The sequence below is a fragment of the Actinomadura sp. RB99 genome (genome assembly GCF_014706005.1).
Classification (GTDB): Bacteria; Actinomycetota; Actinomycetes; order Streptosporangiales; family Streptosporangiaceae; genus Spirillospora.
The window spans coordinates 38,606-57,475 of record NZ_JABMCA010000043.1; the positions used below are offsets into that span (position 1 = coordinate 38,606).

Below are 18,870 nucleotides of genomic sequence, written 5' to 3' on the forward strand. Positions count from 1 at the left end.
GGCCTGGGCGGGGCCTCAGCGGGAGAGGCGGTGGAGGCGGAGGGCCAGTTGGAGTTCCAGGGCGCGCTCGGGGGACTGCCAGTCGTCGCCGAGGAGGCGGGAGATGCGCTCCAGGCGCTGGCTGACGGTGTTGACGTGGATGTGCAGGCGCTCCGCCGTCCGGGACAGGCTGCCGCCGGTGCCGAAGTAGGCGTCCAGGGTCTGCACGAGCGCCGTGCCGCGCCGCTCGTCATAGCCGAGGACGGGTCCGAGCGTGCCGTCGAGGAAGCCGGGGACGTCCCGGCCGTCGCCGATGAGCAGGCCGACGAAGCCGAGCTCGGACGCGCCGGCGCCGTCCCCGCGGCGGCCGAGGGCGAGCAGCGCGTCCGCGCAGCGCCGCGCCTCGAGATGCGCCGCCGTGATCCCGGACGGCCCGCGCACCGGGCCCGCCGCGCCGACGGTCGCGGGGCGGCCGAGCGAGGCGCCGAGCTCCTTGGCGACGCGGCGGGCCGCGTCGCCGGCGCGGTCGCCCGGCAGCAGCAGGACGATCTCGTCGCCGCGCGCGGCGGCCAGGCCGCGCTCGACCGCCGCGAACGACGACGCCCAGAACGCGGCGCGCTGCCGGTGGTCGTGCGACTCGTACCGGGCGCACAGCAGCACGTGCGGCGCGGTCAGGTCGACGTTCACCCGCCGGGCCCGGACGACCAGCGTGTCCGCGTCCGTCCGCCGGTCCGACAGGAGGTCGTCGAGCAGCTCGCCGCGGACGCGGCCCTCCGCCTCGGTGACGCTCCGCTGGAACAGCACCAGCAGCGCGGTCACGAGCGCGGCCCGCTCCAGGATGCGCTGGTCGGCGCTGGAGACCTCGTCGGCGGTGCGCAGCACCAGCGTGCCGAGCATCTCGTCGCCGGTCGTCACCGAGGCGATCCACAGGTCTCCGCGCCGCACGGTGCGTCCCTGCGCGCGCGCTGAGTGCGCCGACGCCATCACGCCGGACAGCTCCTCGTCGCTCAGGGCCGCCGAGTCCTTGCCGGTCGTGGCCAGGTGCCGGCCGTCGGCGTCCAGGACGTGCAGGGTCCCGCCCAGCAGTTCGGTGACGACGGCCCCGACGTCCTCGACGCCGCCGCCGCGGACGACCACCGCCGTCATCCGGTCGTGCGCGCGCGCCGCCTGCTCGACGGCCGCGCTGCGGGCCTTGATGACCTCGTTGGCGGCGCTCAGCTCCTCCAACGCGGTCTGCGTCTCCTCCAGGAGGCGGGCGTTGTCGATCGCGACCGCCGCGTGCGCCGCCAGCGACCCCAGCAGCGCGACCTCCTCCTGGTCGAAGGGGCGCTCGCTGCGGTTCGCCGCCGTCAGCACCCCGATCACGCGGCTGCCCAGCCGCATCGGCACGCCGAGGATCGCGACGATGCCCTCCTCGGCCACCGCCGAGTCGATGAACCCGCGGTGCCGGAACTGCTCGTCGCCGAGGTAGTGCGCGCTCGTGTACGGCATCGCCGTCTGCGCGACCAGGCCCACCAGGCCCGCCCCCATCGGCAGCCGCAGCCGCCGGAACGCCGCCGACACCGACCCGTCGGTGACCCGCATGTAGGTCTCGCCGCGCTCGTCGTCGTTCAGCGTCAGGTACGCGATGTCGGCGCTCAGCAGCCGCCGGGCGCGCCGCGTGATCGCCTCCAGCACCGCGTCGAGGTCGCGGAGCCCGGCGAGGTCGCCCGCGGTGTCGAACAGCGCCGCGAGCTCGGCCTCCCGCCGGGCGTGCCGCCGCATGATCGACCGGACCCGCAGCGCGGCGAGCTTCGCCGCCTCCAGTTCGGCCAGCACGGTCGCCGAGGCGCCCTGTGCCCGTGCCTGCACGAGCGGCCCCTCGAACTCGACGGGGGACGCCTCACGGGCGAGGAGTTCGAGGAAGACGCCGCAGGTCATACGGGCCATTGTCAATGCGCCGTCCAGCCGCCGTCGAGTGCGAGGGACGCCCCGGTCACCATCGACGCGGCCGGGGAGCACAGGTAGCCGACCAGCGAGGCCACCTCGTCGGGCTCGATCAGCCGCTTCACCGCCGAGTGCTCCAGCATGACGCGCTCGACGACCTCGTCCGGGGCCATGCCGTGCGCGCGCGCCTGGTCGGCTATCTGGCCTTCCACCAGCGGGGTGCGCACATAGGACGGGTTGACGCAGTTGGACGTCACCCCATGCGGGGCGCCCTCCAGCGCGATCACCTTGGACAGCCCTTCGAGCCCGTGCTTGGCCGTCACGTAGGCCGCCTTGAACGGCGAGGCCCGCAGCCCGTGCACGGACGAGATGTTGACGATCCGCCCCCAGCCCCGCTCGTACATGCCCGGAAGCGCCTCACGGGCGAGCCGGAACGGCGCCTCCACCATCAGCCGCTGGATCCGCGCGAACACCTCCGGCGGGAACTCGTGGACCGGCGCCACATGCTGGACGCCCGCGTTGTTGACCAGGACGTCGATGTCCGCGGCGAGGCCGTCCAGCGCGTCCATGTCGGAGAGGTCGGCGTGCAGGGGGACCCCGCCGATCTCGTCCGCCGCCGCGCGCGCCGCGTCGCCGTCCACGTCCGCCACCAGCACGCGGGCGCCCGCCCCGGCCAGCAGCCGGGCGCAGGCGCGGCCGATGCCGCTCGCGCCGCCGGTGACCAGGGCTCGTTTCCCCGACAGGTCCAGCGCCTCGGACGTCCAAGCGGCGGGCCGGGGTGTCACGCTCGTCATGCGCAGAACCTACGAAGCGCCGCCGCGGGCTCCCATGTGGCCCCGGCACACAATCCCGTGGCGAACGGTATGGACGGCCCTTACAGCAGCCCGTTCCACATCTGCTCCACGACGAGCGACCACCAGCGGTCCTCGCCGTGGAAGGCGGGCGGGTCGACGGCGGCGAGCTGCTCCTGGATCTTCTCCACCACCGCGCCCGCCGCGTACGGGTCGAGTCCCCGCATCCGCTGCCGTCCGCGCGCGAGCAGGGCCAGCGACCGCGCGAGCTCCGCGGGTCCGGTGTTGACGAACCGGGTCTTCCCGGTGATCGGGTCCAGGGCCCACACGCGGCCGATGATGTGCGGCGGGCCGTCGGTCATCAGGCAGAGGATGCAGTGCCCGTCGCCGCCGAAGCTGACGAACGGGTCCAGGTTGACCATCGCCCCGGTCACCGGGCTGCGCCGCGTCCGCAGTTGCTCCGCGACGGGCTTGGCCGCCCACGCCTGGAAGATGTGCGGCACCTGCGCCGGCAGGCCCGCCGCCGCGAGCGTCGCCGCCTGCCCCGGCGGGACGCCGATGCGCTCCAGCTCGTCCCGCTGGTAGCGGCGGACGCCGTCCGGGCCGAACGCGGACGCCAGGACCCGGCCGAGCTGCGCGTCGTCCAGCGGGGGAGCCTCGGCGCCGCCCGGCACCGGGACGGGCGACGCCGCGGGCGGGACGGGCTGCCCCACCAGTTGCGCCATCATCGCCGCCTGCTGGGCGTTCGCCGCGACGGCCGCGTCCCGCTCCTTCCTGGTCTCCCCGTAGGGCCGCCCGAACGAGACGTCGGCGTGCGGGAAGGCGAAATCGCGCAGGAGCACGGCGCAGTAGCAGCCGGGCAGCCGGCACGGCTCGATCTCCGAGTACGCCGACGACACGCTCTCCGCGGGCACGCCGAGCCGCTGCAACTCCTCCCACACCTGCCAGAACGGGGCCGGGAGCCCCGGCCCCGACACCTTGGCGAGGTAGGTCTCCTCGCCGCTCGCGTCCCGGTAGGTGACCGTGAGGGTGTTGCCCGCCCCCACCGCGGGCCGTCCCGACCCTTCCGCGGCGGCGCCGGCCTGCCCGTGGCTCCCGTCGTACATCCCCGTGCCGCCCTTTCGCCGCATCCTCGTTCGTATTCGATCTTGGGGAGAGGCTAGCGTTGGGCGCGGCGTCCGCCGACCGGCGAGAGGGTTCCGATGGCCGAGATCACGCACCGCTTCATCGAGTCGCAGAGCGGCCTGCGGATGCATGTCGCCGAAGCGGGCGAGGGCCCGCTCGTGCTGCTGCTGCACGGCTTCCCCGAGTGCTGGTACTCCTGGCGCCACCAGCTCACCGCCCTCGCGGACGCCGGGTTCCACGCCGTCGCCCCCGACAAGCGCGGCTACGCCCGGACGGGCGGCCCCGCGGACCCCGCCCCCTACTCGATCCTGCACCTGGTGGGCGACGCCGTCGGCCTGATCGAGGCCCTCGGCCGCGACCGCGCCGTCGTCGTCGGGCACGACTGGGGCGCCCCCGTCGCGTGGCACACCGCGCAGATGCGCCCCGACAAGGTCCGCGGCGTCGTCGGCATGTCGGTGCCGCACCGCCCGCGCAGCTCCAAGCCGCCGGTCGCCGCGATGCGGCGGATGTTCGGCGACGGCTTCTACATGGTCCGCTTCCAGGAGCCGGACGCCCCCGAGGCCGAGTTCGACCGCGACCGCGCCGCCGCGTTCCGCCGGATGCTGTACGCCGCGTCCGGCGACGGGCCCGGCACGGCGCTGATCGCGCCGGAGGGCGGCGGGGTCCTGGACGCCTGCCCCGAACCGGAGAAGCTCCCCGGCTGGCTCACCGACGACGACATCGCCGCCTACGTCGCCGAGTACGCCGGCAGCGGCTTCACCGGGCCGATCAACTGGTACCGCAACCTCGACCGCAACTGGGACCTCACCGCCCCCTGGCACCGCGCCCCGATCAGCCCGCCCGCCCTCTACATCGCCGGCGACCGCGACCTCGTCGCTACGGGCGCCGTGCACGCGGTCGAGCACCTGTCCGACTTCGTGCCCAACCTCCGCGAGACCGTCTGGCTGCCCGGCTGCGGCCACTGGACGCAGCAGGAGCGCCCCGCCGAGGTCAACGAGGCCCTGATCGCCTTCCTGCGGGCCCTCTAGCAGGCCGGCCGGGACGCTTCGGGAGGCGCTCCATCCGGGTCCAGCCGTTCCAGCCGCGCTCGCGCATCAGCTCCAGCATCCGCTCCGCCCGCGGATCGGCCTCGAGCGCGAGGGACTCCAGCAGGTCGAACGGCAGGTGGTCGCCGACCGTCCCGCCGAACTCGGCTTGGCCTTCGGCGTACGCCTGCTCGAACAGGCCGGCCATGATGTCGGCGGCCTCCACCAGGAGCCGGTCGTCGCCCGGGTCCGCTTCGATGATCTCCGACAGCACCCGGTAGAGCCGGACGATGCGCGGATCCTCCAGCTGCGCGAACTTCCCGGGCATGAACGCGCGGACGCGGTCGGGCCAGCGGGCCGAGACGAGGATCCACCCGTCCCGCTCGCCCTCCACGATCCGCTCCGACACCCCGAGCTCCCGCAGCCGGTCGAGATAGGAGACGATCTCCGGCGGGAGCACCAGGCCGTCCCCGGCGGCGAGCCGCGCGATCTGCTCGCGGCTGCTCTCCAGCCGTGCGATCTCCTCGCGCAGGCGGTCGTCGATCCGCCGGACGCCCTCGGCGAACGACGCGGAGTCGGCCTCGAGCATGTGCCCGATCCGCGACAGCGGGACGCCCGCGTCGGCCAGCGTGCGGATCCTGATGAGGGACACGACCGCCGTCGCGCCGTACCGCCGGTACCCCGAGGCGTCCCGCTCCGGCTCGGGCAGCAGCCCGATCTGGTGGTAGTGCCGCACCGCGCGCACCGTCACACCGGCGTACGCGGCCAGTTGCCCGATCGTCAGCATGCTCCGATCCTCCCGCCGCCCCGTCAGGAGATCCTGCGGCGGTAGGTGATGCCGGCGAACACGTAGGCGACGACGAGGATGCCGGCGCACCAGGCGAGCGCCGTCCACAGGCCGCCGCCGACCGGACGCTGCGCGAGCAGGGCGCGGAGCGTGTCGACGATGGACGTCACCGGCTGATGCTGCGCGAACGCGCGCACCGGGCCGGGCATCGTGCCGGTCGGCACGAACGCCGAGCTGATGAACGGCAGGAAGACCAGCGGATAGGAGAACGCGCCCGCGCCGTCCACGCTCTTGGCGGCGAGGCCGGGGATGACGGCGATCCAGGTCAGCGCGAGGGTGAACAGGACGAGGATGCCCGTCACCCCGAGCCAGGCCCCCACGCCCGCGCCCGACCGGAAGCCCATGAGCAGCGCGACGCCGATGACGGCCGCCACCGAGACCGCGTTGGCCGCCAGCGAGGTCAGCACGTGCGCCCACAGCACGCCGGACCGCGCGATCGGCATCGACTGGAACCGCTCGAAGATCCCGCTCTGCATGTCCGTGAACAGCCGGAACGCCGTGTAGGAGATGCCGGACGCGATCGTGATGAGCAGGATGCCGGGGAGCATGTAGTCCACGTACGACGCCGTGCCGGTGCGGATGGCGCCGCCGAACACGTAGACGAACAGCAGCATGATCGCGATCGGTGTGACCGCCGTCGTGATGACGGTGTCCAGGCTGCGGGTGACGTGCCGCAGGGTCCGTCCGGTGAGGACGGCGGTGTCGCCCAGGAAGTGCGCGGTCATCTCTGCTCCTCGTCCACGGGGGTCCGGCCGTCCGCTCCGACGACCGCGAAGAAGATCTCCTCCAGGGAGGGCTGCTTCTCGACGTACTCGACCTCGGCGGGAGGCAGCAGCCGCCTGAGCCCGTCCAGGGTGTCCTCGACGACGATCCGGCCCTGGTGCAGGATCGCGATCCGGTCGGCGAGCTGCTCGGCCTCGTCCAGGTGCTGGGTGGTCAGCAGCACGGTCGTGCCGCCCTCGGCCAGCTCCTTGACGGCCTGCCACACCTCGATGCGCGCCTCCGGGTCCAGCCCGGTCGTCGGCTCGTCGAGGAAGACGACGGGCGGGTCCCCGATGAGGCTCATCGCGATGTCCAGGCGGCGGCGCATGCCGCCGGAGTACGTCGCCGCCTTCCTGCCGCCCGCCTCCGCCAGCGAGAACCGCCGCAGCAGGCCGTCGGCGATCCCTCCCGGGTCCGCGAGATGCCTCAGCCTGGCGACCAGGACGAGGTTCTCCCGCCCCGTGAGCACCCCGTCGACGGCGGCGAACTGCCCGGTGAGGCTGATGGACGCGCGCACCCTGGCGGCCTGCGTCGCGACGTCGAAGCCGTTGACCCGCACCGTTCCCGCGTCCGCCTTGAGCAGCGTGGACAGGATTCTCACCATGGTGGTCTTGCCCGCCCCGTTCGAGCCGAGCAGGGCGAAGACGCCGCCCCGCCGCACCTCGAGGTCCACGCCGCGCAGCACGCGCAGCTCCTTGTAGGACTTCTGCAAGCCCCGCACCTGGATCGCGGGCCCTTGGCCCTGATCGGTCGTCATGGCGGCCAGCCTGAAGGGTTGACGCTGCGTCAGGGTCAAGTCCGCGTGGAAATGTCGGAGGCGGCGCGTACGGTCGCGACGTGAACCGCACCGACCGTCTGTACGCCCTGGTTGAGGAGCTGCGGGCCTGCGCCCCGCGCCGGGTGAGCGCCCGCGAGCTGGCCGCGCGGTACGAGGTGAGCGTCCGCACGATCGAGCGCGACATCGGCGCTCTCCAGCAGGCCGGCGTGCCGGTCTACGCCGACGTCGGCCGGGGCGGCGGCTACACCCTCGACAAGAGCCGGACGCTGCCGCCGCTGAACTTCACCCCGGCCGAGGCCGTCGCCGTCGCGATCACCCTCGCCCGCGCGGGCGGCTCGCCGTACTCCCGGTCCGCCCGCACCGCCCTGCACAAGATCGTCGCCGCGATGTCGGCGGAGCACAGCGCCTCCGCCCGCGAACTCGCGGCCCGCGTCCGGTTCCTGATCCCCGCCGGGGACGACGACCCGGCGTCCGTGCCCGCCGTGCTGGAGGAGGCCGTCCTCAGCCGCCGGGTCGTCCGCCTCACCTACATCGACCGGGCGGGCGCCGAGACCGTCCGCGACGTCGAGCCCGTGTCGTTCACCGCGTCGAGCAAGGGCTGGTACCTGACCGCCTGGTGCCGCAAGCGCGGCGGCCGCCGCGTCTTCCGCACCGACCGCGTCCGCCGCGCCGTCCTGCTCGAGGAGACCGCCCCCGAACGGCTCGTCGAGGCCATGCACGAGGACGTCCCGTCCGACTACGTCGTCCGCCCTCTCGAATTCGTCTGACGGGCGTAACGTCCCGATCATGAGCGCGTCAGCGGAGCGGGTGCTCCACCTGCCGGAGAAGGACAAGCACGGCATCGTCCAGACGCTGTGCCGCCAGTACGTCTCCCCGGACGAGGTCCGTGACGACCCGCGCGAGGCCACCTGCAAGCGATGCCTGGAGATCCGCAGGGACGACGAGCAACGCAGATTCGACGCGGAGGAAGACCACTACGGCGAATCCCTCTGATCAGCCCCGCGCCCGCAAACGGCTGGAAGAGCGGCAAGACATCGACGGCTGAGGACGAGGTGCCCGGCGGCCCTTCCAGGCCTGACCGTCGCGGCGGTGAGGTTTAGAGGCGATAGGCGTAGAGGTGGTCGACGGGGCCGTCCTTGTCCCCCGCGTCGTCGACGTCCGCCTCGTCCTTGCAGAGGACGGCGACGAGCCCGTTCGCGGCGGCGGCGCCGGAAAGGGGAACGCCCCCGTCGTTGGAGTTGTTGATGACCGCCGTCCAGCGCGGCCTGCCGGTCGCGGCGTCGAGGTTCACGAGCTTGCCGTCGACGGTGAGGGACACCGCCCCACCGGCGACGGCGGGAGAGGCATTGAGGGTCCCGTGCGGATCGGGAACGGGGGCCTGCCAGCGGGTCCCGCCGGTCGCGGCGTCGACGGCGACGGCGCCGGGGTGCTCGCCGTGGCCCGAGACGTACAGCAGCCCGCCGGAGGAGACCGCCGCGTTCTGCGCGTCGGGCACGGCGTCGTTCGTCCAGCGGACCTTGCCGTCCGACGCCGACACGGCCCGCAGCAGCGCATCGCGGACATAGAACACGCCGTCCGCCCCGATGGTGTGGCTGCGCTGGTTGAACCTTCCGTTGATCAGGGACGGGCCGTCGGACTGGCTCCAGCGGAGGTCCCCGGCCTTCGCGGTCACGCCGTGGAGGATGCCGTCGACGTCCATGGCGCAGGCGGTGCCACCGGTGATCGCCGGCACTCCGAGGAACAGGTCCGAGCCGCGTCCCACGCGCCACAGCTGCCTGCCGGTGGCGGCATCGAGCCCGTACAGGTAGCGCATGTTGCAGACGACGACACGTCCGCCGGCCGCCGAGGGCGGCGTGAGCCACGCGCCCGGGGAGAAACTCCAGACGAGCCGCCCGGTGGTGGGGTCGAGAGCCTGAAGGGTGCCCTTGCCGCCCGGCTCGTTGCGAACGGTGTAGAGGACGCCGTCGAGCACTTGCGGCGTGGTGGGTCCGTACTGCGAGGACGCGTCGTACTGCCCGTACGGTGACTCCCAGTGCTGGTGGCCCGCCGTGTCGAACGCGTACAGCTTCCCCTCGAACGACACGTAGAGCATCCCGCCCGACGCGGTCACGGAGTAGGGGAACAGGTCGTTGCTCGTGGAACCCGGCGTGACGAACCCGGTGTCACCTGTCTTGAACGTGTGCTTCCACACCGGTTTCCGGCCGCTCAGCTTGTTGGAGAGCACGCCGGCCGCGTCATCGCATGCCCCCGCCATGCCCGCGGCTCCGGCGAGCAACGCGGCTCGCAGGAGGGAGCGCCGCGAGAATCCTGTGTCCGCCATCCCCGACCTTGCCTCGCGCCAAAAGGAACGTCACAGGGTCCCGCACGCCGCTACACGTCCGGTATACGCGCACGCGTCGCCGCTGCGGCTGCTCCCTCCCGCGCCGACCGGGTCAAAACGATCAAGACTGAGATGACAGGTGGCTGAGGAGGTCGGCGAAGTCTCGGCGGGTGAGGGTGAGGTGCCCGGCGCCGGGGTCCTTGCTGTCGCGGACGCCGAGGCGTCCGCCGAGGCGTCCGCCGAGGTCACCGATCTCGACGCACTCGCCTTCGTTGGCGCCGCTGTGACTGCTCTTGCGCCAGTGGACTGGGGCGGTCATGGCCGCAGGTGGGCGAGGAAGTCGGCGAAGTCCCGGCGGGTGAGGGTGAGGTGCCCAGCGGCGGGGGCCTTGCTGTCACGCACACCAATGCGTCCGTCCAGGACGCTGATCTCGACGCAATTGTTCTCAACGCCGCCACTGTAAGTGCTCTTGCGCCAAAGACGCTGCGGCTCGGGGGTGTTCATGATTGCGACGCTACCTCGTCGATCAGAGCCAACGAAGCGGTTCTGCTCAGGGTTGCTGAGAGCAGCAGGTCAAAGATCTCGTTGTGAGCCGCGACCTCGTTCTCGTCCTCTATGAAGATGCTCCTGTTGAGTTGGTCGCCTACGGATACGGTGAGCCGTCCTGGCGGGCGTAGGGAGATGAGAGCGTACGGGGTAATGAGCCACAGATACGCGCTGGCCGTGCTGGGGAGCACACGTAGGTCGACGTGATCGAGCCGGGCGGCTTCGGCCAAGCGCCGGATCTGTGTACGGAGGATTGCGGGATCGCCTCCGACCCGGTTGCGGAGGACCGCTTCCGTAATGATCGGTATATAGCGAGGCGGATCGGGCTGTCTCAGTACCCGCTGGCGGGACAGCCGGAAGTCGATTAGCGCTTTGGCGTTGTGCTTGGCAGGTCCGACGGCGATGAGTTTCCGGGTGTAGTCGGGAGTTTGGAGCAGCCCGGGGACGATCAGGGGCTCGAAGTTGCGAATCTCGGCGGCGTCCTCTTCCAGGCTGGCCAGGTCGAGGGCGGCGGCCGAGATGCGGCCTTCCCATGCTCGCTCCCACGTCCCACGGCGGTGGGTGGCGAGGTGGAGGAGGGATTCGCGGAGAGGGCCGTCCTCGATGCTGTAGAGGTCGAGGAGGTCGCTGAGTTCGTCGGGGGCGATGGCCTGGAGGCCGTTCTCGACCATGCTCATCCAGCCCTGGGAGCGGCCGAAGCGGCGGGCGACGGTGGCGACGGTCAGGTTGTGGCGGTCGCGGGCTTTGCGGAGCGCCGAGCCGATCCGGCGCTGCCGGACCGTGGGGGCGTGACCGGAAGGCATCCTTCAAGAATGTCACCGAGCGTGTCGGACTGGTGACCGGTTGAACGTTCAGTCGGGAAACGTTCAGAGCCGGTACCGGGAGGCCGGCGAGCGGCGAATGTGGCGGGCGTTTCCGAATCGAGGGGAGGCGCATGATGGGAGCGCGCGAGAACAGAGGGACGGCCCCCGGCGGGCTGGTCGTGGTGAGCGCGCTCACCCTTCCGGGCGTCCGGCGATCCGTCGGGCACGCGCGGCGGTTCCTGCGGGACATGCTGCCTCCGGATCATCCCGGCCTGGACGACATGGTGACGGTCGTGAGCGAGCTCGTCTGCAACGCCGTCACGCACACGGCCTCCGGCGACGGCGGCCGGGTGACGGTCACCCTGCTGGCCGGGGGCGACCGCCTGCGGCTGGAGGTCGCCGACGACGGGGCGGGCGGCGGGCGTCCGCAGGTCAGGGCGGAGACGGGCGCCGAGAGCGGGCGCGGGCTGCGGATCGTGGACGCCTTGGCACGCGCTTGGGGATACCGGCCGGACGGGCCGGGCACGGTCGTGTGGGCGGAGTTCCGGTCGGCCGGCCGGAACTTGTTCGGAAACTCCGACAGGGGGCTGTCGCCGGACTCCCCGAGGCTGATTCCCGCAGCGTTCGAAGGAGGAGAAGGATGAGCATTCCCGCGTTCAACACCGTGGCGTGGTTCCAGATCGGCACCGACGCGCCGGAGGAGGCCCGCCGCTTCTACGGCGACATGTTCGGATGGAGGTTCACGTCCGACCCGCAGAGCGACGGCTACGACCTCGTCAGCTACGAGGGCGCCGAGGAGCCCGCCGGCGGTGTCGCGCACGTGCCCGACGCGTCCCAGAACCACGCGGTCTTCTTCGTCCTCGTCGAGGACGTGGACGCGGCGTGCGCGCAGGCCGAGAAGGCCGGCGGCGGGGTCGCCGTCCCGACCACGACGACGCCCGACGGCCTGCGGTTCGCGCACCTCCAGGACCCGTCCGGCAACCGCTTCGCCGTCTTCACGCCGCCCACGCCCTGACCGCGAGCACGGAAAAGGGCCCCGGGAGCACCCGGGGCCCTTTCGCCCTGCCCGCTGACGGCCGTCCGGCGGCCTCGGCGGTGATCGCGGCCTACACCTCCGCGATCACCCGCGAGGCCCGAACCTCAGCCACCGCTCACGGGCGGGCACGCCCGGCGGCCGGGAGGCCGTTTCGCCGCGGAGCGCCAGCGGAGCGGGGAAACGGCCTGGCGGCCGTGACGGGGGTTCCAGGGGGTCGCTCCCCTGGGAAATCACGCGTCTCCGCCGGTGTTGCTCTCGGCGCTGCCGACGCCGCCGGCGAAGACGTCGCTGACGGCGGCGTCGAGCCGGTAGCGGCGGATCGCCTCAGGCAGCGCCTCCGGCTTGATCTCGCCGTGCCGGGCCAGCCGGGTGAGCACCGCGAGGACGATCGACGCGGCGTCCACGTGGAAGAACCGGCGGGCGGCGGCGCGGGTGTCGGAGAACCCGAACCCGTCGGTGCCGAGGGAGGTGAAGTCCCCGTTCACCCAGGGCGCGATCTGGTCGGGTACGGCGCGCATGAAGTCCGATACCGCGACGATCGGCCCGGCGACGTTGTCGAGCGTCCGGGTGACGTAGGGGACGCGCTGCTCGGCGTCGGGGTTGAGGAGGTTCTGCTCGTCGCACTCGCGGGCCTCGCGGGCCAGCTCGTTCCACGACGTGGCCGACCAGACGTCCGCGGCGACGCCCCAGTCCTCGGCGAGCATCCGCTGGGCCTCCAGGGCCCACCGGCCGCCGACGCCGGACGCGAGGATCTGCGCCCGGGGCGGCTCCCCGTTGCCGGTGGAGACCTCCGGCGCGCTCCGGAACCGGTACAGGCCCTTGAGCAGGCCGTCGACGTCGAGGCCCTCGGGCTCGGCGGGCTGCTGGTAGGGCTCGTTGTAGACCGTCAGGTAGTAGAAGACGTTCTCGCCCTGCGGGTGCTCGTCGGACGAGCCGTACATGCGGCGCAGCGCGTCCTTGGTGATGTGCGCCAGCTCGAACGCCCAGGTCGGGTCGTAGTGGACGCAGGCGGGGTTCGCGGCGGCGAGCAGGGGGGAGTGGCCGTCGGCGTGCTGGAGGCCCTCACCGGTGAGGGTGGTGCGGCCCGCGGTGGCGCCGAGCAGGAACCCGCGGCCCATCTGGTCGCCGAGCGCCCACATCTGGTCGCCGGTCCGCTGGAACCCGAACATCGAGTAGAAGATGTAGACGGGGATCATGTGCTCGCCGTGCGTGGCGTACGCGGTGCCCGCGGCGATCGCGGAGGCCATCGACCCGGCCTCGCTGATGCCCTCGTGGAGCATCTGGCCGCTTTCGGCCTCCTTGTAGGAGAGCAGCAGCTTGCGGTCCACCGCGTCGTAGGTCTGCCCGTGCGGCGAGTAGATCTTGGACGTGGGGAACAGCGAGTCCATGCCGAACGTCCGGTACTCGTCCGGGGCGATCGGGACGAACCGGGCGCCGATGTTCTCGTCCTTGATCAGGTCCTTGAGCAGCCGGACGAACGCCATCGTGGTCGCGACGTTCTGCTTGCCGGAGCCCTTGCGCAGCTCGCTGTAGACCGGGTCGCCGGGCAGCTTGAGCGGCTTGGCGCGCACGACGCGCTTCGGCAGGAACCCGCCGAGAGCGGCGCGGCGCTCGCGCATGTACTGGATCTCGTCGGAGTCCTCGCCCGGGTGGTAGTAGGGCGGCAGCGGCGCCTCCAGGGCCGAGTCCGGGATGTCGAGGTACAGGCGGTCCCGGAACTCCTTCAGCTCGGCCTTGGTGAGCTTCTTCATCTGGTGGGTGGCGTTGCGGGCCTCGAAGTCGGACCCGAGCGTCCAGCCCTTGATGGTGTGCGCGAGGATCACGGTCGGCTGGCCGACGTGCTCGCGGGCCGCCTTGAACGCCGCGTACACCTTGCGGTAGTCGTGCCCGCCGCGCGACAGCTTGCGCAGGTCGTCGTCCGACAGGTGCTGGACGATCTTGCGGAGCCGGGGGTCGGCGCCGAAGAACTTCTCCCGGATGTAGTCGCCGGTCTCCACCGAGAAGGTCTGGAACTGCCCGTCGGGGGTGGTGTTCATCTGGTTGACCAGCACGCCGTCGACGTCCTGGGCGAGCAGCGGGTCCCAGTCGCGGCCCCAGATGACCTTGATGACGTTCCAGCCGGCGCCGCGGAAGAACGACTCCAGCTCCTGGATGATCTTGCCGTTGCCGCGCACCGGGCCGTCGAGCTGCTGGAGGTTGCAGTTGACGACGAAGGTGAGGTTGTCCAGCTCCTCGCGGGCGGCCAGGCCGATCGCGCCGAGCGACTCCGGCTCGCCCATCTCGCCGTCGCCGAGGAACGCCCACACGTGCGAGCGGGAGGTGTCCTTGATCTTGCGGTTGTAGAGGTAGCGGTTGAACCGCGCCTGGTACACCGAGTCGATCGCGGTGAGCCCCATGGAGACGGTGGGGAACTCCCAGAAGTCCGGCATCAGCCGCGGGTGCGGGTAGGACGACAGGCCGCCGCCGGGGTGCGACTGCTCCTGCCGGAACCCGTCGAGCTTCTCCTCGGGCAGCCGCCCCTCCAGGAACGCGCGCGCGTAGATGCCGGGCGCCGCGTGGCCCTGGATGAACACCTGGTCGCCGGACTCGCCGTGGTCCTTGCCGCGGAAGAAGTGGTTGAAGCCGACCTCGTACAGGGACGCGGCCGAGGCGTAGGTGGCGATGTGGCCGCCGACGCCGAGCTCGGGGCGGTTCGCCCGCGACACCATGATCGCCGCGTTCCACCGGATGTAGGCGCGGATGCGGCGCTCGACGTGCTCGTCGCCGGGGAACCAGGGCTCCGACTCGGGCGGGATGGTGTTGATGAAGTCGGTGCTCCGCAGCCCGGGGACCCCGACCTGCAGTTCCCGTGCCCTTTCCAGGAGGCGGAGCATCACGTAGCGGGCCCTGCCGCGGCCCTCGGTCTTGATGACCGTGTCCAGCGATTCCAGCCACTCCCGGGTCTCGTCCGGGTTGATGTCCGGCAGCTGGCTCGGCAGGCCGTCGCTGATGATCGAAAAGCGTTGACGTCCGGAAGCCACGGGATCCCCTCTGTGCTTGCCGTCTTTGCTGGTGGGGACCCGGCCGCCGTTCGGCGGTCCCGCGGTCCCCGGCGGAGGTGTCTCACCGCCTGGTCTCGTGATCCATCGTCGTCGTTCGTGACGGCTAACGCATCTCTACCAACCGGTAACCATTCTCCCCGGTCAACCGGGGTACGCACCTTTCGAGGAGCCGTTTTTCGACAGGAACGGAGGGGAGCCATGAAGGCGCGAATCGGGGACCGGCTGCACGTCCACGGCACCGTCGTGGGCCAGCACGACCGCGTCGGCGAGATCATCGAGATCCGCGGCGACGGCGGGGGCCCGCCGTACGTGGTCCGGTTCGAGGACGGCCACCAGACGCTCGTCTACCCGGGGCCGGACGCCGTCGTCGAGTCCCGCGAGGCCGCGGGGCACCCCGTCCGGTAGCGGACAGGGATACGCCCGCCCGGATCCGCGCGCGCCGGGATGCGTCCGGCGCCGCGGATCGGGTAGACCTGCGATCATGGAGAGCACCGTGGTCCGGGTGGCCACCGGTACACAGGAGGTCGTGCACGACATCACGGCCGAGTGCGAGCGGTTCGCCGGCGAGGCCGGCGGCGACGGCCTGCTGCACGTGTTCGTGCCGCACGCCACCGCGGGCATCGCGATCATCGAGCTGGGGTCGGGCAGCGACGACGACCTGCTCGCCGCGCTCGGCGACCTGCTCCCGGCCGACGACCGGTGGCGGCACCGGCACGGGTCGCGGGGCCACGGCCGCTCGCACGTCATGCCCGCGCTCGTCCCGCCGTACGCGACGCTGCCGGTGGTGGGCGGCCGGCTCGCCCTCGGCACCTGGCAGTCGGTGGCGCTGGTCGACCTGAACGTGGACAACCCGGATCGGCAGGTCCGGCTGTCCTTTCTCCGGGGATGACCGGGGCGAACGGGGGGATAGCCCCCTCCCGAGGGCCCGGGATGACCGTCTCTTGTCACCCTCTGTGGAGATCCTGTGACGACGGTCGCCGTGATCGGGCCAATGAGCCCACCAAAAGCCGGGAAGACACTTGCGCTAGGGGCCCTCACTTGTGTGGACTGTCCCGCAAACACCGCACGGGTGCGGACGGGCCGCCCGAGATGGCGCCTGGATACGAGACATGCGCGGGACACCGTGCGGACTGACGACAATGGGAGGACTTTCGTGAGCGCGACCGCGGGTCAGGCGCAGTCTGAGCGCAGCCTGGCCGAACGGCTCGGCCTCAAGCCGGGCCAGGTGGTGCAGGAGATCGGCTACGACGACGACGTCGACGAGGAGCTTCGCCGCTCCGTCGAGGCCGTCACGGGGACCGAGCTGGTCGACGAGGACTACGAGGACGTGGTCGACATCGTGCTGCTGTGGTGGCGCGAGGAGGACGGCGACCTGTTCGAGGGCCTGACCGACGCGATGATCCCGCTCACCGGCGGCGGCAACATCTGGCTGCTGACGCCGAAGGCGGGCCGGGACGGGCACGTGGAGCCCAGCGACATCGGCGAGGCCGCGCAGACGGCCGGGCTGTCGCAGACGAGCAGCGTCAGCGCCGCGAAGGAGTGGTCCGGAACGCGGCTGGTCGCGCCCAAGGTCCGCAAGTAGCCGCGCGGCCCCGGGCGTCCGCCGAGGCGGCGGGCGACCGGGCCGTCCGGCTCCGGCGGCGGGTGGCAGACTGGGCCCGTCCCCACGCCCGTGGGGGCGCCCACACCCCCGCCCGGGCGGGGACGATCCGCGGGAGAGGCTTTGTCGGTTGAGGTAGGCGACAGCGCACCGGACTTCGAGCTGAAGGACCAGCACGGCACACCGGTGAAGCTGTCGGACTTCCGGGGCGAGAAGACCGTCGTCCTGGTGTTCTATCCGCTGGCGTTCAGCGGCGTGTGCACGGGCGAGCTCTGCCAGATCAGGGACGAGCTGCCCACCCTCGGCGGCGACGACGTGCAGGTGCTGGCCGTGTCGGTCGACTCGGTGTTCGCGCTGCGCGCCTGGGCCGAGCAGGAGAAGTACCAGTTCCCGCTGCTGTCGGACTTCTGGCCGCACGGCGGGACGGCGCAGCGTTACGGCGTGTTCGACGAGGAGAAGGGGCTCGCGCTGCGCGGCACCTTCATCATCGACGCGCAGGGCGTGGTCCGCTGGAAGGTCGTGAACGCCATCCCGGACGCACGCGACCTGGACGAGTACCGCAAGGCGCTCGCCGGACTCTGAGCGAAACGGGCCGGTCCCGGCCGTGCGGCGGCGTCCCGCGGCCGGTTCCGGTCCCCGCACCCCTGGAGGTGTGATGCCCTGCTTCCGCTGCGGGGCGCGGCAGACCGACCCCGTGCGCGGGGCGAGCCCGTGGAGGCGCGGTGTCCGGGCGGACCACCAGGTGCTGGTCTGCCCCGGCTGCCAGACCGCCCACGACTGGGCGGACGATCTCGACCGCTGCGCGGTCTGCGGCTCCGCCGCGCTGGTCTGCCGGCTCGGCGAGGTCGAGTGCCGCGACTGCGGCCACACCCGGGAGGCGGTCCGCGACGATCCCCGCCCGGCCGACCTGGTGCCGTCGAGCGCGGGACGCCGGGACGACCGCGGGCTGTCGGAGGAGGTCGCGGCGGCGCTGAGCCGCGTCCTGCGGCGCGGCCCGGCCGGCTGACCGGCGGGCCTCCGGTGAGCGGCCGACCGGCTGACCGGCGGGTCTCCGGCGAGCGTCCGGCGGGCCGACCCGAGGCCGACTGGCGGGAGCCCTGCGGATGGCCGCCTCCGGCCATCCGCGCGGTCCGGTCACACACCGTGGTCGCCTCCCAGAGCATTCCAGGGCATTTCCGGGCTTGACGCGGTATTTCGCCTGCTGGCACGCTGCGCGAATGCCGATCATCCTGCTGCGGCTGGCGCACCGCGTGGCGGCGCGGTCCTGGCGCGCGCCCGCCCTGGTGCTGCTGGCGGCGTTCGGGGTCGGCTGGCTGCTGATCGCGGTGTTCGAGAAGCCCGGCGCCGAGATCAAGCGGCCCTGGAACTACATCTGGTACTTCGTCGTCAGCGGCACCTCCACCGGTTACGGCGACCTCTACCCGTCCTCGACGGGCGGCCGGATCGGCGGCGTGCTCGTGATCGTGGCCGGGCTCACCGCGGGGCTCGTGCTGTTCGCCGAGCTGACGCTCTGGATGGCGAGGGGCAGGACGATGCGGGCCAACGGCCAGGCGCAGTTGCACGTCAAGCGGCACATCGTGGTCGTCGGGTACGAGCGGGACGGGCTGCGCGCCATCATCACCCAGCTGCGCGCCGACCCGGCGTTCGCGCGTACCCCGGTTGTCACGGTCTTCTGGCCAGGCGAGCTGACCGGCGAGAACCCCGACCCTGAGCTGTACGACGTGGTCGCCTTCGACGACACCGCCTACCAGAGGGCCTGCCTGGAGGCGGCGCGGACGGTCGTGGTGGTCGGCCGCACCGACGACGAGACCGTCCGGGTGATGCTGGGCGTCTCGGCCTACCTGCGGCGGCACGGGGAGCCGCCCGTCCACCTGCTGGCGGGCGTGCACGACGGCGGCCGCCGCGCCGAGATCACCGAGGCGCTCGCCCTCGTCGGCCCGGACATCGAGCCGGTCGACATCGACGACCCCGCCGTGGTCGCCGTCGCGATCCGCAACCCGGGCGTCGCCGCGATCTACCACAACCTCGCCAGCACGCTCGACGCCGACGGCACCCTGTACCGCGTGGACGTCCCCGAGGGCGCCGGCGAGTGGCCGCGCCTGGACGTGGCGATCTTCCTGTTGCGCCGCGGCAGCACCCTGCTCGCCGTCGGCGAGTCGCACCGTCCGAACGCCCGGTTCCGGCTGACGTCCGACCCGGGCGAGCTGGTCCGCGGCGGCCAGTCCCTGGCGGTCGTCGCCCCCGACCGCCCCCAGATCCCCTGGCACGAGCTTTAGCCTCCGGCGATTGCG

General features: G+C 72.3%; 22 protein-coding genes. 11 read left to right on the plus strand and 11 right to left on the minus strand.

Translation table 11 applies throughout. The features are described from left to right. Positions 1 to 15: 15 nt before the first annotated feature. The 3 genes from amrb99_RS31250 to amrb99_RS31260 form a co-directional block, all read right to left on the minus strand. Complete coding sequence (locus amrb99_RS31250; RefSeq protein ID WP_241756098.1) at positions 16 to 1,899, minus strand: helix-turn-helix domain-containing protein; 1,884 nt, start codon at positions 1,897 to 1,899, stop codon at positions 16 to 18. Between the two features lie 11 nt (positions 1,900 to 1,910). Continuing rightward, positions 1,911 to 2,699, minus strand: coding sequence for a 3-hydroxybutyrate dehydrogenase (locus amrb99_RS31255; RefSeq protein ID WP_190862836.1), 789 nt, complete (start codon positions 2,697 to 2,699; stop codon positions 1,911 to 1,913). Between the two features lie 80 nt (positions 2,700 to 2,779). Then, the gene (locus tag amrb99_RS31260; protein WP_190862838.1) at positions 2,780 to 3,802 is read right to left on the minus strand and encodes an SUKH-4 family immunity protein; all 1,023 of its coding nucleotides are present in this window, start codon (positions 3,800 to 3,802) and stop codon (positions 2,780 to 2,782) included. 96 nt (positions 3,803 to 3,898) lie between these two features. Here amrb99_RS31260 and amrb99_RS31265 point away from each other — a divergent pair, with 96 nt between their 5' ends. Next, on the plus strand, positions 3,899 to 4,849 hold the full coding sequence (locus amrb99_RS31265; protein ID WP_190862840.1) for an alpha/beta hydrolase: 951 nt from the start codon (positions 3,899 to 3,901) through the stop codon (positions 4,847 to 4,849). Here amrb99_RS31265 and amrb99_RS31270 read toward each other — a convergent pair. Genes amrb99_RS31270 through amrb99_RS31280 form a run of 3 tightly spaced genes read right to left on the minus strand, consistent with a single transcriptional unit; the run spans position 4,812 to position 7,212 of the window. Beyond that, a complete protein-coding gene (locus amrb99_RS31270; RefSeq protein WP_190862843.1) occupies positions 4,812 to 5,633 on the minus strand; it encodes a MerR family DNA-binding transcriptional regulator in 822 nt (273 codons plus the stop codon). The genes amrb99_RS31265 and amrb99_RS31270 overlap by 38 nt on opposite strands. A gap of 23 nt (positions 5,634 to 5,656) precedes the next feature. Continuing rightward, a complete protein-coding gene (locus amrb99_RS31275; protein ID WP_190862845.1) occupies positions 5,657 to 6,418 on the minus strand; it encodes an ABC transporter permease in 762 nt (253 codons plus the stop codon). Beyond that, the gene (locus amrb99_RS31280; protein WP_190862847.1) at positions 6,415 to 7,212 is read right to left on the minus strand and encodes an ABC transporter ATP-binding protein; all 798 of its coding nucleotides are present in this window, start codon (positions 7,210 to 7,212) and stop codon (positions 6,415 to 6,417) included. Before amrb99_RS31280 ends, amrb99_RS31275 begins: the two co-directional genes overlap by 4 nt. An 80-nt stretch (positions 7,213 to 7,292) precedes the next feature. On the opposite strand from amrb99_RS31280, the gene amrb99_RS31285 reads away from it, so the two are divergent. Beyond that, a complete protein-coding gene (locus amrb99_RS31285; protein ID WP_190862849.1) occupies positions 7,293 to 8,000 on the plus strand; it encodes a WYL domain-containing protein in 708 nt (235 codons plus the stop codon). Positions 8,001 to 8,019: 19 nt separating this feature from the next. Next, positions 8,020 to 8,226 carry a hypothetical protein gene (locus amrb99_RS31290; protein WP_190862851.1) on the plus strand — a complete coding sequence of 69 codons (207 nt, stop codon included), beginning with the start codon at positions 8,020 to 8,022 and terminating at the stop codon, positions 8,224 to 8,226. A 103-nt stretch (positions 8,227 to 8,329) separates the two neighbouring features. On the opposite strand, the gene amrb99_RS31295 is transcribed toward amrb99_RS31290, so the two are convergent. The 4 genes from amrb99_RS31295 to amrb99_RS31310 all read right to left on the minus strand — a co-directional run bounded on the left by amrb99_RS31295 (position 8,330) and on the right by amrb99_RS31310 (position 10,902). Further along, a complete protein-coding gene (locus tag amrb99_RS31295; RefSeq protein ID WP_190862853.1) occupies positions 8,330 to 9,553 on the minus strand; it encodes a PQQ-binding-like beta-propeller repeat protein in 1,224 nt (407 codons plus the stop codon). 121 nt (positions 9,554 to 9,674) lie between these two features. Further along, on the minus strand, positions 9,675 to 9,872 hold the full coding sequence (locus amrb99_RS31300; RefSeq protein WP_190862855.1) for a DUF397 domain-containing protein: 198 nt from the start codon (positions 9,870 to 9,872) through the stop codon (positions 9,675 to 9,677). After that, positions 9,869 to 10,057, minus strand: coding sequence for a DUF397 domain-containing protein (locus amrb99_RS31305; RefSeq protein ID WP_190862857.1), 189 nt, complete (start codon positions 10,055 to 10,057; stop codon positions 9,869 to 9,871). The genes amrb99_RS31300 and amrb99_RS31305 overlap by 4 nt, the downstream gene beginning before the upstream one ends. Continuing rightward, the gene (locus tag amrb99_RS31310) at positions 10,054 to 10,902 is read right to left on the minus strand and encodes a helix-turn-helix transcriptional regulator (RefSeq protein ID WP_190862859.1); all 849 of its coding nucleotides are present in this window, start codon (positions 10,900 to 10,902) and stop codon (positions 10,054 to 10,056) included. The genes amrb99_RS31305 and amrb99_RS31310 overlap by 4 nt, the downstream gene beginning before the upstream one ends. A 131-nt stretch (positions 10,903 to 11,033) precedes the next feature. Here amrb99_RS31310 and amrb99_RS31315 point away from each other — a divergent pair, with 131 nt between their 5' ends. Both amrb99_RS31315 and amrb99_RS31320 read left to right on the plus strand, forming a co-directional pair. Continuing rightward, complete coding sequence (locus amrb99_RS31315) at positions 11,034 to 11,546, plus strand: ATP-binding protein (RefSeq protein WP_190862861.1); 513 nt, start codon at positions 11,034 to 11,036, stop codon at positions 11,544 to 11,546. Next, the gene (locus tag amrb99_RS31320; RefSeq protein WP_194737352.1) at positions 11,543 to 11,917 is read left to right on the plus strand and encodes a VOC family protein; all 375 of its coding nucleotides are present in this window, start codon (positions 11,543 to 11,545) and stop codon (positions 11,915 to 11,917) included. Before amrb99_RS31315 ends, amrb99_RS31320 begins: the two co-directional genes overlap by 4 nt. Before the next feature lie 251 nt (positions 11,918 to 12,168). Here the strand turns inward: amrb99_RS31320 and aceE are convergent, their stop codons facing one another. Further along, a complete protein-coding gene (gene aceE / locus amrb99_RS31325; RefSeq protein WP_190862863.1) occupies positions 12,169 to 14,958 on the minus strand; it encodes a pyruvate dehydrogenase (acetyl-transferring), homodimeric type in 2,790 nt (929 codons plus the stop codon). A 219-nt stretch (positions 14,959 to 15,177) separates the two neighbouring features. Between aceE and amrb99_RS31330 the strand changes: the two genes are divergently transcribed. The 6 genes from amrb99_RS31330 to amrb99_RS31355 all read left to right on the plus strand — a co-directional run bounded on the left by amrb99_RS31330 (position 15,178) and on the right by amrb99_RS31355 (position 18,855). Beyond that, complete coding sequence (locus amrb99_RS31330; protein WP_190862865.1) at positions 15,178 to 15,384, plus strand: DUF1918 domain-containing protein; 207 nt, start codon at positions 15,178 to 15,180, stop codon at positions 15,382 to 15,384. A gap of 76 nt (positions 15,385 to 15,460) precedes the next feature. Continuing rightward, the gene (locus tag amrb99_RS31335; protein ID WP_190862867.1) at positions 15,461 to 15,868 is read left to right on the plus strand and encodes a YjbQ family protein; all 408 of its coding nucleotides are present in this window, start codon (positions 15,461 to 15,463) and stop codon (positions 15,866 to 15,868) included. Positions 15,869 to 16,132: 264 nt separating this feature from the next. Continuing rightward, positions 16,133 to 16,561, plus strand: a complete 429-nt coding sequence (locus amrb99_RS31340; protein ID WP_151542502.1) for a DUF3052 domain-containing protein — start codon at positions 16,133 to 16,135, stop codon at positions 16,559 to 16,561. 141 nt (positions 16,562 to 16,702) lie between these two features. Next, complete coding sequence (locus amrb99_RS31345; protein ID WP_190862869.1) at positions 16,703 to 17,161, plus strand: peroxiredoxin; 459 nt, start codon at positions 16,703 to 16,705, stop codon at positions 17,159 to 17,161. A gap of 73 nt (positions 17,162 to 17,234) precedes the next feature. Next, entirely contained in the window at positions 17,235 to 17,585 is a 351-nt protein-coding gene (locus tag amrb99_RS31350; protein ID WP_190862871.1) for a hypothetical protein, read from the plus strand. Positions 17,586 to 17,796: 211 nt separating this feature from the next. Further along, on the plus strand, positions 17,797 to 18,855 hold the full coding sequence (locus amrb99_RS31355; RefSeq protein ID WP_190862873.1) for a potassium channel family protein: 1,059 nt from the start codon (positions 17,797 to 17,799) through the stop codon (positions 18,853 to 18,855). Positions 18,856 to 18,870: the final 15 nt, after the last annotated feature.